The sequence below is a fragment of the Hymenobacter sp. BT188 genome, from assembly GCF_014333585.1.
GTDB lineage: Bacteria > Bacteroidota > Bacteroidia > Cytophagales > Hymenobacteraceae > Hymenobacter.
Genome location: NZ_JACSCW010000006.1, coordinates 39281 through 54688, shown reverse-complemented (window position 1 = coordinate 54688; position 15408 = coordinate 39281). Strand labels below are relative to the sequence as shown.

Annotated in this window: 16 protein-coding genes; 7 read left to right on the top strand and 9 right to left on the bottom strand. The window is 50.2% G+C overall.

What is annotated here, in order from left to right:
* Positions 1-221: 221 nt before the first annotated feature.
* The 6 genes from H8B13_RS17080 to mazG form a co-directional block, all read right to left on the bottom strand.
* Entirely contained in the window at positions 222-1061 is an 840-nt protein-coding gene (locus H8B13_RS17080; protein ID WP_187312034.1) for an energy transducer TonB, read from the bottom strand.
* A 212-nt stretch (positions 1062-1273) separates the two neighbouring features.
* Complete coding sequence (locus H8B13_RS17075) at positions 1274-2101, bottom strand: energy transducer TonB (protein WP_261990433.1); 828 nt, start codon at positions 2099-2101, stop codon at positions 1274-1276.
* Positions 2098-2559, bottom strand: coding sequence for a biopolymer transporter ExbD (locus tag H8B13_RS17070; protein ID WP_315985157.1), 462 nt, complete (start codon positions 2557-2559; stop codon positions 2098-2100). The genes H8B13_RS17075 and H8B13_RS17070 overlap by 4 nt, the downstream gene beginning before the upstream one ends.
* 74 nt (positions 2560-2633) lie before the next feature.
* Positions 2634-3239, bottom strand: coding sequence for an ExbD/TolR family protein (locus tag H8B13_RS17065; RefSeq protein WP_261990432.1), 606 nt, complete (start codon positions 3237-3239; stop codon positions 2634-2636).
* A gap of 89 nt (positions 3240-3328) precedes the next feature.
* Entirely contained in the window at positions 3329-4204 is an 876-nt protein-coding gene (locus H8B13_RS17060; RefSeq protein ID WP_261990431.1) for a MotA/TolQ/ExbB proton channel family protein, read from the bottom strand.
* 276 nt (positions 4205-4480) lie between these two features.
* Positions 4481-5320 carry a nucleoside triphosphate pyrophosphohydrolase gene (mazG, locus tag H8B13_RS17055; RefSeq protein WP_187312235.1) on the bottom strand — a complete coding sequence of 280 codons (840 nt, stop codon included), beginning with the start codon at positions 5318-5320 and terminating at the stop codon, positions 4481-4483.
* Between the two features lie 174 nt (positions 5321-5494).
* Between mazG and glmM the strand changes: the two genes are divergently transcribed.
* The 4 genes from glmM (at position 5495) to H8B13_RS17035 (ending at position 9616) form a co-directional block, all read left to right on the top strand.
* Positions 5495-6889 (top strand): phosphoglucosamine mutase, encoded by a 1395-nt coding sequence (glmM, locus tag H8B13_RS17050; RefSeq protein WP_187312031.1) that lies wholly within the window; start codon positions 5495-5497, stop codon positions 6887-6889.
* A gap of 95 nt (positions 6890-6984) precedes the next feature.
* Complete coding sequence (locus tag H8B13_RS17045; protein WP_187312030.1) at positions 6985-8136, top strand: cysteine desulfurase family protein; 1152 nt, start codon at positions 6985-6987, stop codon at positions 8134-8136.
* Positions 8137-8348: 212 nt separating this feature from the next.
* Complete coding sequence (locus H8B13_RS17040) at positions 8349-9008, top strand: hypothetical protein (protein ID WP_187312029.1); 660 nt, start codon at positions 8349-8351, stop codon at positions 9006-9008.
* A 77-nt stretch (positions 9009-9085) separates the two neighbouring features.
* Positions 9086-9616, top strand: coding sequence for a PRC-barrel domain-containing protein (locus tag H8B13_RS17035; RefSeq protein ID WP_187312028.1), 531 nt, complete (start codon positions 9086-9088; stop codon positions 9614-9616).
* 19 nt (positions 9617-9635) lie between these two features.
* On the opposite strand, the gene H8B13_RS17030 is transcribed toward H8B13_RS17035, so the two are convergent.
* Positions 9636-10457: a sulfite exporter TauE/SafE family protein gene (locus H8B13_RS17030; RefSeq protein WP_187312027.1), complete on the bottom strand. Its 822-nt coding sequence runs from the start codon at positions 10455-10457 to the stop codon at positions 9636-9638.
* A 115-nt stretch (positions 10458-10572) separates the two neighbouring features.
* The gene (gene hemH, locus H8B13_RS17025) at positions 10573-11613 is read right to left on the bottom strand and encodes a ferrochelatase (RefSeq protein ID WP_187312026.1); all 1041 of its coding nucleotides are present in this window, start codon (positions 11611-11613) and stop codon (positions 10573-10575) included.
* Between the two features lie 193 nt (positions 11614-11806).
* On the opposite strand from hemH, the gene era reads away from it, so the two are divergent.
* The 3 genes from era to H8B13_RS17010 all read left to right on the top strand — a co-directional run bounded on the left by era (position 11807) and on the right by H8B13_RS17010 (position 14690).
* Positions 11807-12700: a GTPase Era gene (gene era, locus H8B13_RS17020; RefSeq protein WP_187312025.1), complete on the top strand. Its 894-nt coding sequence runs from the start codon at positions 11807-11809 to the stop codon at positions 12698-12700.
* A gap of 119 nt (positions 12701-12819) precedes the next feature.
* A complete protein-coding gene (der, locus tag H8B13_RS17015) occupies positions 12820-14142 on the top strand; it encodes a ribosome biogenesis GTPase Der (RefSeq protein ID WP_187312024.1) in 1323 nt (440 codons plus the stop codon).
* A gap of 299 nt (positions 14143-14441) precedes the next feature.
* Positions 14442-14690 (top strand): YtxH domain-containing protein, encoded by a 249-nt coding sequence (locus H8B13_RS17010; protein ID WP_187312023.1) that lies wholly within the window; start codon positions 14442-14444, stop codon positions 14688-14690.
* 73 nt (positions 14691-14763) lie between these two features.
* On the opposite strand, the gene H8B13_RS17005 is transcribed toward H8B13_RS17010, so the two are convergent.
* Positions 14764-15330, bottom strand: a complete 567-nt coding sequence (locus H8B13_RS17005; protein ID WP_187312022.1) for a hypothetical protein — start codon at positions 15328-15330, stop codon at positions 14764-14766.
* Positions 15331-15408: the final 78 nt, after the last annotated feature.

Here is a 15408-nt window from a genome sequence, read left to right as displayed (position 1 = left end):
AAGCGTGATCTAACGGGGAAAATTATTCAGTTAGTGCCTTAACGTATAAAAGTAGGTAGATTGTTCGCCTCTCAGCCCAAAATATATATCATCCTGGATATTTTAAGTCTGGATATATACAGAAAATCCAGGAAGCAGCGATTTGCCCCCTGGATTTTTTTGTGCGGTAAGAAAGCTGCATTTCTTACTAATCTAAGCTTGCCTGTTACTCAAGCACCGCTTTACTGATATTGAAAAGTAATAGGCATTGTATAGCGCACAGGAACCGCATGATCATTTTGGCGTCCAGGCATCCAGGGGGGCATTTTACTTATTACCCGTACTGCCTCCTCGTCTGTACCGTAGCCTAATCCTTTAATTACGGCTACATCTGAGATGGTGCCATCAGCATTAACCGTAAAGGAAATATACACACGACCGGAAACCGCGGCGCTTGCTGCCTGGCTCGGAAAGCGCAGGTTTCGCTGCATATAACGGCGTAGCGCCTCCGGGCCACCCACAAAGTCGGGCATTACTTCTGCCGTTAGGAAAGGCTTGGTAACTGATCCGGCAGCCGTCTTGCCCGAATCGGTACCGCCTGCACTTAGAATATCGGTTACGAGGCCAGTATCACTTCCCGTAATTGGGACCGGACCAATAATAGCTCCAGGAGGAGTAGTTTCACCAATAGCATCCTCCATTGGAATGGGATTCTTTAGCAACTCATCTGGTACCACTCTTGAGATTACATCAGCCGGATTAGCCTCCACGACTACTGCGCGTGTTGGGGGAGATATAACTACTGGAGCTATTGGTTGAGGTGGAGTAGGGGGCAAAATAACGCGCTCAAGCTCGATGATCCCGGGCTCGGTTGGAAGCGTAGCATCTGCAATAGCTGGAGCTAAGCGTTGTACCAAGATTGGAATGCTAAGCAGCGCTAAGCAAAGAGCCAACGTGGCAGCTAAGGCCGTAGCCAAGTGCCGATTGTAGAGCCGACGTAGCAGATAGGCGCCATACGCTTGATTGCGGCCGTCGAAGACGATATCGTCGAGGGTGGCGGTGAGCAGATTGAGGGTTTTCATGGGTTGTATAGGCTAAAAGGTGAAAGGAGGCCGCAACGCGCATTACCCAAGCCTTATAGTACCCACTTCTCATTACTGCCTCACTGGCTTTCAAACTCTCAACGCTCTATATATTTCAACTGGTATGCATGCCGACCAATATATTTTTACAAATAAAAACCCCAAGCAACACGACGGTTACTTGGGGCTTCAAGCCTCGAAAAGCAAGAAATTTACTTGATAGCGAAAGTTACCGGAACAGTAAATGATACGCTTACTGCACGGCCATTCTGCTTACCAGGAGCAAACCTCGGCAGAGTCTTCACAGCGCGAACGGTTTCTTCGTCGCAGCCGGCCCCAATGCCTTTGGTGATTTTCACATCCGTTACCTCACCTTGTGGGTTTACGGTAAAGTTTACGAAAACCTTGCCCTCAACTTGGTTGCGGAGTGCCAATGCTGGATACTTGATGGCCTTTTGAATTGCGCCAACAATAGCATCATTACCACCAGGAAATTGCGGCATTTGCTCTACGTAGGTATACACTTTCGTGTCTACTACTTCAGCTACTGCTGCATCACCTTCACCGTCCAAACCGCTCAGATCCACCTCATCAGTGTTGCCTTTTACGGTTTCTGTAGCAACCACCTTATCCTTCAACTCTTCCTGATCCGGAATTTCTTCCTCCTTTACTACCTCTTCATCTTTTTTGATGACGGGAGGAGTAAACTTAATCGTAGAGAGCTTCGGCGGTGGCGGTGGTGGAGCCTCTGGTGGTGGTGGTGGTGGTGGTGGTGGTACCGCTTTATCAAGCGGGGGCGCTTCCATTAGCTCATTTACTTTTAGGTTCTTCGCATCTTCCACTTCCCGACTGTTCTCGAACATACGGGCAATAATGGGGAAACTTACTAGAACTGCAAAGATTGCAATGCCGATGAGAAGAGCACGTGTTAGGTGCTTGCTATACAAGCGACGGAGCACGAAAGCTCCGTAGGCCTTGTTGCGACCTTCAAAGACGATATCGTCGAAGGATGCACGGGCCAATTGCGCATTATCCATCATAGCCCTGACTTCGTTATAAGTACAGTATCAGCTGGCGAAATATCCACCAGTGCGTATTTCTTCTGGTTCGTGATATTCATCTCGTCCAGAATGTCAACCATGTTCTTGTATACTGATTTTCTGGCTGGTTTAATCAGCACTACAGTATTCGGATTGCGACGCATCCGATCAAGTAACACTTTACGAACACCAGTAGCACCATAGTTAGTGACCTGCAACTCAGGTTTTACGTCGTCGGCCAATAGACCTTCGTAGTAATACACCTTGTTTGCTTCACCCAAGATTAGCGTCATCGCATTCGACGATTTAATCTCGGATGGTGGATCACCTTCTTTTGGCTTTACCGGCATCGTCACCTGCATTACGTTCGGCTTATTGAACGTAGTCGTGAGCATGAAGAAGGTAAGAAGAAGAAAGGCCAAGTCAACCATGGGTGTCATGTCGATTTTGGTCGACATTTTCTTGGCCCGTTTCTTCCCACCTCCTCCGGAATCGGCTTGTTGTTGTATTTCTGCCATTTCGCTACGATCAGTTAGTTTCCGGCTACTATTTTGGGTTTCATCTCCAAATCAGTAATCAGGTTGAAGCGGTTGATATCCTTGTCCTGCATGTACTTGATAAGTTTGCGAACCGTCGGTACATCCGCGTTATTATCGCCTTTGATGGCAATATAAACCGGCTTCTTGAAGAGCTGTTGGTTAGCAGCTCTTCCCTGTATCACCCAATCAATGATTTGATTGTTCGTAGAGTCAGTTGGAATACCCGGTTGCTTAATGGTTTTTATCTCTTCCTTACTGCGGTCGAGAAGAGAGCCAAGCTGCTGAATGGGTACACCAAAACTGGTCATTTGGCCAAAGCGCTTCTTTTGTTGGGGCGTAAAGGAGATACCATATTTAGCACCTACTTTTTCCAACATCAAGATTTTTGCAGGCTCACTGTCCAGTGCAAAATAAGTTTTGCCGTCCTTATCTACTGAAAGGGTAATGAGGTTTGTTTCTGGCAGCTTAAGGTCCGAAGTAGAGGATGGCGTGTCCACCATTACAACTTCTTCAGGGGCGAACTTGGTGGTGAGCATAAAAAATGTCACCAGCAGGAATGCCAGGTCCACCATCGGGGTCATATCCAACGAGGGGGACATTCTATGGGGCTTTACTTTAGGCATTTCTGGCTTGTTTAGTTTGAATTCAACAACGGTGGAAGCCTAGGCTTTAGTGCGTTAACTGCAACTTATGCCGTGTAAGTTTCCTTTTCGCCGTGCTGAGCGGCAAACGTCTGAATAATGCTGAAGCCAGCCTCGTCGATGCTGTATGTCAACTCGTCAATTTTGCTCGTAAAGTAGTTGTAGGCAATGATGGCCAGCGCTGAGCCAAGGATACCCAGAGCCGTGTTGATCAAGGCTTCCGAGATACCGTTTGCAAGAGCTGTAGCATCAGGGTTACCAGCTTGCGCTAGAGCCGAGAAGGCCTTGATCATACCAGCTACCGTACCCAACAAACCTACCAGCGTAGCGATAGAAGCAATTGTCGAGATGATAACGAGGTTTTTCTCCAGCATTGGCAATTCCAAGGCAGTAGACTCTTCAATCTCTTTCTGGATCGACAGAATCTTCTGGTCTTTGTCCATACCACGCTCACGAGACATTTCCTGATACTTCAGCAAACCGGCTTTCACTACGTTGGCTACTGAACCTTTCTGTTGGTCGCAAACAGCTAATGCACCCGTGATGTCGTTCACATTCAGTTTCTGACGGATCGAACGAACAAAGCTTTCGATGCTCTTCGTGCCGCGGGCTTTGCCGATAGTCAGGTAACGCTCGATGGAGAACGTAATAACGAGCAAGAACAAGGTGAGCAGGATGGGTACAATAAAGCCCCCCTTGTACACGATGCCAAGGTAGTTACCCTCAAGTGGGTGATTCTCATTGTTACCACCTTGGAAGTTAGCACCGTTGCCGAATACAAACTCGTAGATGATAATCGATACTATAAGCGCCAACGGAATTACGATGGCGGCGAACGCTGATCCGCCTTTCGCGTCTTCCTTAGGAGCAGCGGTAGCGGCGGCAGGCCGCACGTTCTTGTTCATGGCATTCTTCTGTTCCATTGTGCCGGAGGATTAGGGGGTTGGTAGTGAAAGGTTGAGAGGTAAAGGAGAAAATGAATGGGGTATTTGGTGAAAAAAGAATAGCCTAAAGACGACGGCGGCCCCGCTCACCCTCATATTTTGCCCCCAATAATGGAGATAAAATATGGGTCTGCTCGTGTGCGGGGCCTAGTTTCTCAGAAGGTCTATGCTTGGCAAACCTAAATAAAAACCAGCGTGCCGCCAAATGAAATATGGGTTTAAACGGTTTAAAACGGTGTGCAACTTAAAAAAAAGCTATTTTCCAACGCTCTTAGAGGTAGTTGAAGCAGGTAGTTTTTTGGCCCTTTCCCAGTACGTATCCATCTCTGCTAGGGTTAAATCGGTGAGTTGGTGTCCATCGCGGGCGGCTTCTGTTTCAAGGTATTGAAATCGCTGAATAAACTTACGGTTGGTACGTTCTAAAGCTTCTTCAGGGTTGATTCCAGCGAAGCGGGCAAAATTTACGAGCGAAAATAATAAGTCGCCAAACTCGCTCGCCGCACGCTCCGAATCGATAGAGTCAGCGTTCTGGGGGGCAAATTCGGCTCCGAACTCGCCCAGTTCTTCCTGTACTTTTTCCCACACTTGAGCTGGCTCTTCCCAGTCAAAGCCCGCCCCGCGCGCTTTTTCCTGGATGCGCATGGCCTTCACCAGCGCTGGCAAGGATATGGGTACTCCACCTAGCACTGAGGTGTTTCCTTTTTCTTTCAGCTTTAACTGCTCCCAGTTGCGCTTTACCTCCTCTTCATCCGACACCTGCGTGTCGCCATAAATATGCGGATGACGAAAAATTAATTTTTCGCATTGTGCATTCAGAACGTCAGCAATATCAAAACGGCCACTTTCCGAGGCTATTTTTGCATAAAAGACCAAATGCAGAAATACATCGCCAAGTTCCTTTTGCACATCCGCTAAGTCATCGCGCAGGATGGCGTCGGAGAGCTCGTAGGTTTCTTCAATAGTGAGATGTCGTAAGCTTTGCATGGTTTGCTTACGGTCCCAGGGACACTCAGCGCGTAGCCGGTCAAGCACGTCCAATAGACGGCTAAAGGCAGCTAACTGCTTGGGACGACGTGAAGGAGAAGACTTTTCCATTAAATCAAATATACGGTCTCTTTCAGCATAGAGTAATGATAGCGCAGGCAAGAAGGCCCGTGCATCAACGTTGAAAAATGATTTAAGGACTAAAAATTGTCGTTGTCCTAAAACTACTTTCATAGAGAAAGCAGCGCGTTTGTCTACTTTTGCGACTTAAAATAACCATTGCTTGTGGCACTAATAAAATCAATTTCGGGTATTCGGGGCACTATTGGAGGCGCAGCAGGAGATGGGCTTACGCCTATCGACGTAGTAAAATATGCTGCCGCTTTCGGAACGTGGGTGCTGGATACCACGCAGAACAACACCATCATTATTGGCCGCGATGCCCGCATTTCGGGCGAAATGGTGAGCAAGCTGGTAGCAGCCACTTTGCAGGGCTTAGGTATTCATGTAATAGATCTGGGCCTGAGTACAACGCCTACCGTAGAACTGGCTGTACCCGCTAAAAAAGCCGGTGGCGGTATTATTCTGACTGCTTCTCATAACCCTAAGCAGTGGAACGCGCTAAAGCTGCTCAACGACAAAGGCGAGTTTATTTCTGAACAGGATGGACAGCAAGTATTAGCCTTGGCTGATGCAGAGCAATTTAACTTTGCGCCGGTAAACAAGCTAGGGCAATACAGCACTGATTCCAGCTTTCTTAAAAAGCACGTAAAAGCCGTGCTGGCCTTGCCCTTGGTAGATGTAGAAGCCATTCGAGCCAAAAATTTTCGGGTGGTAATTGACTGTGTCAACTCCAGCGGCGGTTTGGCTGTGCCTATGCTACTGGAGGCGTTAGGTGTCTCAACAATTGAGAAGCTCCATTGCGAGCCTACCGGTGACTTTGCCCATAACCCCGAGCCGTTGCCCGAAAACCTGCGCGATATTGCACGGGTGCTCGAAAAAGGCAGCTATGACCTTGGTATTGTGGTCGATCCCGATGTGGACCGCTTGGCGCTGGTAAGCGAAAACGGCGAAATGTTCGGCGAGGAGTACACCTTAGTAGCCGTGGCCGATTATGTGCTCAAGCAGAACGGTGGCGGTAATACGGTAAGCAACCTGAGCAGCACCCGCGCCCTGCGCGACGTGACGGAGCGCCTAGGGGGCAATTATGCCGCCGCTGCCGTAGGCGAGGTGAACGTGGTGAATATGATGAAGCAAACCAACGCTATTATTGGGGGCGAAGGTAACGGGGGCATCATTTTCCCTGAGTTGCACTACGGGCGCGATGCGTTGGTGGGCATTGCTTTATTTCTGACTCACTTGGCAAAATCTGGGTTGACGATGACGCGCTTGCGGGCGTCCTATCCGAATTATCACATCTCGAAAAACAAAATCGAGTTGACGCCTGACATCAACACCGACAAGATTCTGGAGCAGGTGCAGCAGCGCTACGCGAAGCAGCCCATCAATACCATCGACGGAGTCAAAATAGAGTTTGACAAAGAGTGGGTACATCTGCGTAAATCCAATACGGAGCCCATTATCCGCATTTACGCGGAGTCTGAGTCGAATGCTACCGCTGATCATCTGGCCAACAAGATCATCGGAGACATCAAAGAGATTCTCTCTACTAAAGCATAGATTTGATAAGATGGCTGGCACAGGGAAGATTTTCTGTGATGGTCGCTTATTCATTCCTCTTGGTATTTACCTCCCCATGCTATTTATCGGTGCCTATGTCTCAGCAAGCCGTTTATTTCGATAATGCCGCTACCACGTCCCTCGACCCTGAGGTGCTGGAGGCTATGATGCCCTTTCTGCAAAACCATTTCGGCAACCCCAGCAGCATTCATGGTCATGGGCGACAGGTGCGGGCAGCTATCGAGAATGCGCGCAAGACCATTGCGCATTTGATAAATGCGGCACCAGCGGAGATTTCTTTTACTTCGGGTGGCACCGAGGCTGATAATTATGCTGCCTTCGGAAGTATTCGTATGCTGGGGTTGCGCCATGCCATCACTTCTCCTTTGGAGCACCATGCCGTGCTGCATACGTTGCAGGCGCTGGAAAAAAGCGGTGATATCCAACTCAGCTACCTACGCCACGATGAGCGAGGCCAGTTTGATATGGAGCATCTGGCTGTGCTGTTGGCCGCACACCCGCGCTCCTTCGTGAGTCTAATGCACGCCAACAATGAGATAGGCAACATCAACGACGTAGAGGCTATTGCTGAGCTATGTCAGCAGTACGACGCGGTTTTCCACACGGATACGGTGCAGACCATGGGCCATTATCGCCATGATGTGCAGCAGCTTAAAACGCACTTCCTGGTCGGGTCGGCGCATAAGTTTCACGGCCCGAAAGGAGTCGGCTTCCTCTACACCCGTTCCGGTACGCAGGTTACGCCCCTGATTCATGGCGGCGCTCAGGAGCGCAACGTACGGGCCGGCACTGAGAATGTATATGGCATTGTGGGGCTAGCCAAGGCTATGGAAATTGCCTATCGGGATATGGCCGACCACCAGCGTCATATTCAGGACTTGAAAGACCTGTTTATAACCTCTCTGAAAGCTGAAATCGAGGATGTGCAGTTCAATGGCACCTCCGCCGACGCCGAACAAAGCCTATACACCGTACTGAATGTGAGCCTGCCGCCCTCGGATATTAACGAGATGCTGCTTTTCAATCTTGATATTAATCGGGTGTCGGTTTCGGGTGGGTCGGCGTGTTCGAGCGGCGCTAATGCGGGTTCGCACGTGCTAAGCGCGCTAAACTGCGACCCTAAGCGTGGAGCTATCCGCTTCTCCATGAGTAAGTATAATACGGCAGAGGAAGTAAAATTTGCCGTGGAGCAGTTAGCCAAAATGTATCGGAAAGTGCCAGCGTAAGCTTGTCACATTCCACAGAAGCAAAAAAGCCCCCCCGGAATTTTCTGGGGGCTTTTTTATCATATATAGTATCGAGACAGAATATTAAAGTTGTGTATTACAATGTTTTAATACATAGCGCGAGTCCGGATGATTAAAGCTACCAGGTGCATTCAGTACCTATTTTGGCTGCTGTCCGTACTGCTTTCCACAGACTTGCTTTAATCTGACTTATGGCTGAAATAAATATTCAACGCAAAAAGAACTCGTTCAGCCCATGGCTGCTGATTTTGTTGGTGCTGGCGGCATTGGCCGTAGGAGCTTACTTCCTGCTGCGCGCCGACTCGGAGCCCGCCGCTACTGCTCCGCCTGCAACTGGCACTGTCACTCCAACAGATGCTGATACCGAGGCACAAGCGCGCGCTACACCCCCGCCCGCCGATGGCGGTCCGCAAGCCGTAACGGATATGGCCGCCGAAGAAACACCGGCATCAGCCGAAGAACTGGCTCGGTTCGCGGCGGATGAGGATGATACTCCCGATTACGCACGTCGTGGCCTCCAACTGCTCACGGCTACCCTCGTTGACTTAACCGACCGCAACGACTTGCGCGACAGCAACATTACGGAGAAGCGCAATGACCTGACCAGCGCCACCAGTCGCTTGAGCGAGAACTCCCAAGCTAGTGTACGGCCGGGTTTGGTGGCGGCGGCGGCTTTAATGCAGGCAATGCAGCAAAAATCCTATCCTGCCCTGGCGCGCCCTGTTGCGGAACTGGTACAACGCGCTGACGAGTTGCCCAATCAGATAACAGAGGCTGAAGTGTCCGCGGTACGGGAGTTTCTGGTGCGGGCCGCCGATGTGGTTGGCACATTAAGTAAGCCTGCGGCCTGATTTCGTGTACAGAATAATCCCGCGGTATTTCTTCAGGATTATAGTTCATTATCTATTTGACTTTCATTTATTTACCCATGGAACCAACTTCTGCTCCTATTCCACCCGCTGAGGGTATGCATCTACGACGTCTGCGCGATTTAACCGAGTTTGAAGTAGCAGATAGCAGCCCCGATGTGCGTGGCTGGAGCGTGCGTGGCGCCGATGGGCAGAAATTTGGCGAAGTAGCAGAGTTAATAGTAGAGGAAGATGCGTTGAAGGTTCGCTACCTCGATATTGAGCTGAGCAGCAACTTGCGCGTAAACAAAAACGAGCGCCATATTCTGCTGCCCATTGGCGTAGCTGCTTTGGACGAAGAGGGTGATAACGTGTTTGTCCCGGCCCTGACGATGGAATCGGTATTGGAATATCCGCCTTATTCCGAGATTCAAATCAGCCGCGACTACGAAGAGGCGATGCTACGGGCTCTGAAGCTGCCGTTACCCGAAACCGGTTCTGAGACTTTCTACAATCAGCCTTCCTACGATGAGCAGCGCTTCTATCAGAACCGTCGGCCCGCTGAGTTAAATGCCTTTCGCAGGCGTGACCAGAATGGAAATATTGTTTAGCTAATGCTGGGGGCTTTTTTTAAGAAATAATCGTTGTTGAGCTAAATGCCTTGTAGAGTGCCCAAAGACTCCAGACAATAACCATCAGGCCCACACCCGCGAGCATCCATCGGACGGGCAGATTCCCGGCAAGGCGCGCTGCCAAAGGAGCCGCTGCTATACCTCCCACAATCAGCCCCAGCACTACTTGCCAGTGCGAAAACCCAAGAGTAGTAAAAAAGGTAAGCGCACTGGCAAAGGTGACAAAGAACTCGGTGAGGCTGACGGAGCCGATAACATATTGGGGAGCGCGCCCTCGCATAAGCAGCGTGCTGGTAACCAATGGGCCCCAGCCGCCACCACCGAACGAGTCTAAAAAGCCCCCCGCACCGGCCAGCCAACCAATATGCTTTACGGGGCGGGAAGGGCCCGGCCGCTGAAAAGCCTGCCGCAGAATGCGCAACCCTAGCAGCAACAGATACACTGCTAGCGTAGGCTTTACCCAGGCGGAAAAATGCTCTCCGAAGTAAGAAAGCAGAAAGGCCCCGCTTACAGCCCCCAGCACTCCCGGCACCAGTAATGCCCTGAACAAGCGCCGATTGACATTGCCCAGTCGGTAATGACTGTAGCCAGAAGCGCCACTGGCAAACATCTCGGCTGTATGAATACTCGAACTCACCGTAGCCGGCGACATATTCATTGACATCAGGCTAATTGCTGTCACCACACCATAGCCCATGCCTAGCAACCCGTCAATGAGTTGGGCCACAAATCCAATAGCCACGAAGAGGTAGAACGTCTGAGCATTGCTGACCACTTCCCATATCTGCTCCCAGGAAATAGCAAGTGGCAGCACATTCATAATTAATAATATAGAAAGCGGCTGGTTACTGCTTCATTAGGGCGTTAAAAAACCTCTGTGTCTGAATAGCCAGTGACTGTTCAGGCATAGAGGTTTTTACGTGCTGGAGAACTGATTAATTCTGGCGAATCATCTCCGTCACTGCATTTACCCAAAGCGGGTGAGTATTTAGAGATGGTACCAACTGCCAATGCTCACCACCGGCTTCCTCAAACAACTCCTTGAATTCTTCGCCCACTTCAATGGTGGTTTCCAGACAATCGGCTACGAAAGCGGGACTGAAAGCCAGTACGTTCTTAAATCCTTTCGCTGGTAGCGGCCTCAAAATCTCATCAGTATAAGGCTGCAGCCAAGGGTCGCGGAGGCGGCTTTGCAAGCGACTTTGGAAGGCCACCGTATATTGATCTGGGCTTAGCCCTAAGCCTTTTGCCACTAAGCGCGACGTAGCAAAACACTGAGCACGGTAGCAGTAGCGGTTGTTCTTGTTATACGTATTGCAGCATTTGCCCAACTGGCAATACCCGTTGAAGCTGCCTTTGAGCACGTGCCGCTCCGGAATACCATGGTAGCTGAACACCACGTGGTCGTAGTCGCGCTTCTCCATCTCAGCTTTTCCTAAAGCCACAATGGTGTCGATAAAACCTTGATTATCGGCGAAGGAGCTGATGAAGCTGATGCTGGGCACTATCCACCACTTGCGCACTATATCCATCACCTTTTGCTGCACGGAGCCTGTACTGGCCGAAGCGTACTGTGGAAACAGCGGCAGCACAATAATGCGGTCGACGGCGGCTTCACGCAATTCTTCCAATGCTTTTTCGATACTCGGGTTCTGATAGCGCATCCCGAAGGCCACTACATACTGGGAGCCTAACTTCTCTTGCACCAGTTTCTGCAAATCGAGCCCGTGAAAGAGGAGGGGAGATCCCCGTTCGGTCCAGAGTTGCTGGTATATTTTGGCCGATTTGGGGGCCCGCAACGGCACTACTAAGCCCTGAAATAAGGGATAGCGCACAGCGGCCGGCATATCCACTACACGGCCGTCGGTAAGAAATTCGTTGAGGTAGCGGCGCACGTCGCTGGTTTGGGGCGAGTCGGGCGTACCAAGATTGACGAGCAGAACGCCGATACGGCGCTGGGGGGTATTTTCAGGCATAAACAGTACAAAACGTCGGACGCAATACAAAGGTAGAGTACCAATGGTTTGCGCTAACTAGGAATGCGTAAAGTAGGAACAGATAGACGGACTAAAAGTCTTATATGGTGCTTCAGATACCTAACTTATTGGGCACCACGGTACACTCGTCCGAAAGCCGTACCTTTGCAGCCTCATTTTCAGCAGCATCCTCGTGAATCCCGAACCCAAACCGCACCGCGCCGGCTTTGTAAGCATTATCGGCAAGCCCAACGTGGGCAAGTCCACGCTTATGAACGTGCTCGTGGGCGAGCGGCTCAGCATTATTACCAGCAAAGCCCAGACGACGCGCCACCGCATCATGGGCATCCTAAACGGCGACGATTTCCAACTCGTCTATTCGGATACGCCCGGCATTATTCAGCCCAAATATGAGCTGCACAATGCTATGATGAGCTTCGTGTATTCTTCCCTAGAAGATGCCGACGTGATTCTGTTTGTGACCGATATTTACGAAAAGCACGACGAAGAGCCCGTAGTAGAGCGCCTGCGCCGGGCCGATACGCCAGTTATTGTCTTGGTTAATAAGATTGACCAAGCCGAGCAGGCTGAGGTAGAAGCCAAACTGGCCTATTGGCGCGAGCAGTTGCCCAATGCCGCCGAAGTATTAGCTATATCGGCCTTGAATGCTTTGGGTACCGAGCGTGTTCTGGAACTGGTACTGGAGCGCTTGCCCGAGCACCCGCCGTATTACCCTAAAGATGAGCTGACCGATAAGCCAGAGCGGTTTTTTGCCGCCGAGATGATTCGGGAAAAAATCTTCAAGCTTTATAAAAAAGAAGTCCCTTACAGCTGCGAAGTTGGTGTGGAGGAGTTCAAGGAAGATGAGAAAATTATTCGCATCCGAGCCACTATTTACGTGGAGCGGGCCAGTCAGAAGGGCATTATCATCGGTCACAAAGGCGAGGCGCTGAAAAAAGTAGGCACTTGGGCGCGGGAAGAAATGGAGAAGTTCTTCGGCAAACAGGTGTTCTTAGAAACCCACGTAAGAGTCAATGAAAATTGGCGCACCGACCCGAAAGCGTTGAGCCGGTTTGGCTATCAATAAATACTTAAGAGGGAGCGGTTTCACACTCCTCACCTCTAAAATCAAGTCCGACCATCTTTCATTTAATATCCCCGGGCACTGCCAGACGTAGGTCGGACTGGCGGCTGGGGCATCGTATCATGAAGAATACCATCGCTATTGTGGGGCGGCCCAACGTGGGCAAATCCACACTTTTCAATCGCTTAGTTGGCCAGCGTAAGGCCATAATGGATAACGAAAGCGGCGTAACCCGCGACCGTCACTACGGCTACGGCGACTGGACCGGTAAATACTACACCGTTATCGACACGGGTGGTTATGTGCACGGCTCCGACGACGTATTCGAAGAAGAAATCCGCAAGCAAGTAAAGCTCGCTATTGACGAGGCCGATGTGGTCCTGTTTATGGTTGACGTTGACGCTGGCTTGCACGGCCTAGATGAGGAGTTTGCCAACGTTTTACGTCGTTATCAGGGCAAAAAGCCGATCTACTTAGTTGCTAATAAGGCGGATACGAACGCTCGGGCACACGCGGCCGGTGAGTTTTATGCCTTAGGTGTAGGCGACGGCGATATCTTCACCATTTCCAGCCAGAACGGCTCCGGTACCGGTGATTTGCTGGATGCTGTGGTTAGTCACTTCGACGATCCATGGGAGGAAGAGCCTGATTCCGGTTTGCCGAAAATTGCGGTTCTGGGGCGTCCTAACGTGGGCAAATCCAGCTTGTTTAACCTGCTGCTCGGTGAGGAGCGGACCATCGTGACGGATATTGCCGGCACCACCCGCGACGCTATTCAAACCCGCTACAACGCCTTCGGTAATGACTTTATCTTGGTAGATACGGCCGGTTTGCGCCGTAAAAACAAGGTGCACGAAGACATCGAGTTCTATTCCGTACTGCGCTCTATTCGGGCTATGGAAGAATCTGATGTTTGCATCGTGATGCTTGATGCCACTCGTGGCATTGAGGCGCAGGATGTGAACATCATCGGCCTAGCTGACCGCAACCGCAAGGGTATTGTGATTGTAGTCAACAAGTGGGACTTGATTGAGGATAAGCAGACGAATACCGTAAAGGAGTTTGAGGATCTGATTCGGGAGAAAATTGCTCCGATCAGCTATCCGCCTATCATATTTACGTCGGTGCTTACCAAGCAGCGTGTGCACAAGGCCATCGAAACGGCCGTGCAGGTGTATCATAACAAGACCAAGAAGGTTCCGACCTCCCAGTTGAACGAGGTGATGCTGCGGGAGATTGAGGCCCACCAGCCGCCGTCGGTGAAGGGTAAGATGGTACGGATCAAGTACGTGACCCAACTACCCACGCACAACCCGGTTTTCGCTTTCTTCTGCAACCTGCCGCAGTACGTGAAGGACAGCTACAGCCGTTACTTGGAAAATCGACTGCGCGAGCATTTCGACTTTACGGGTGTGCCAATCGGTATTATTTTCCGCAAGAAATAGTCACTTATCCAACCGAATAGAGATATCCTGGCAATAAAGAGGCAAGCAATTATCATTTTTATTTGGTTGATTTATTCCAGTAAAAAGCTCCCCAGAGTGACTCTGAGGGGCTTTTTACTGGAATAAATTGATGAAATATACTGCCATCTGTAAATAATTAACAAAATTCTTGGTCCTGTCGGGTTACCTATTGCTGATTAGGGTATAAAGCTCCGAATCTCCTGTTAAACCGCTTGCGGAAAGATGTGAGATTCACCCTAAAATTGATTTTTCAACCCCCTCTCAAATTTACCCTGATCATGAAAAAAGTATTGTTCCTCGCCCTCGCTGCTGCTTCGTTCACTTTCGCTTCTTGCGACACGAAGACTGAAAACGCTCAAGAGAATGCTGCTGAGAACGTAGAAGAGGCTGGCGAAGTAAAGGCCGACGCTATGGAAGAGGCTGCTGACTCGACCCGCGACGCTGCTGAGAACACGTCTGATGCTATGGAAGATGCTGCTGACGCAACTCCTTCTACTACTACTCCTGCTGCTACCACTACTCACTAATTCGAGTAGCGCACAAGCGCAAAAAAAGCCCCCCGGACCTGCTCCGGGGGGCTTTTTTATTGACAATACTTTTTCAATTGAGCCGTCGCTGTAGCATACTGTCTACCACTTCAAACAGGCGACGCGGCTCGTAAGTGCGCCACGGTAACTCATCAAGCTGGCCGCCGAAGTTTACATAGTTATCGATGTTGTACTGGCGCATTTCGCGCAATACGTGCTCCTGAAAATTGACGCCGGCAATCCAGCCATCTTCCACGTCCTCAAACCATTCCTCATAGTACGAGTCGTCGGAGCCGTGGAAGTTGAACACGTTTTCCCCAATGAGGATAAACTTGCGGATGCCCTCGTGCACCATCAGATCAATGATGTTGCGCTTGAGTTGCATTACGTCGTTCTCGATGGCGTCGTTCCACTCGCCAATGAACTCTATGACCGCAATACCCTGCTCGTAATCTACGAAGAGAATTTTGAGAAATAAGGTGTCAGACTCTAGGCTATCCCATTGAGGGTGAATGTAGTAGCCGTAGATAGTATTGGTGAAGGAATCAAGGCTGTTTTCGGCCTCGAACAGGGGCGAGCGGGGATCTTCGGAGGCCGAATACTGCTCAATCCAATTATAATGCGGCTCGATGGTGTGCACGGGAAGGCGGCTGTTTTTTTGATAGAAACGTGCCACCGAACGTTCTGTTCCATACACCGCTCAAAAATATTGGCTGGA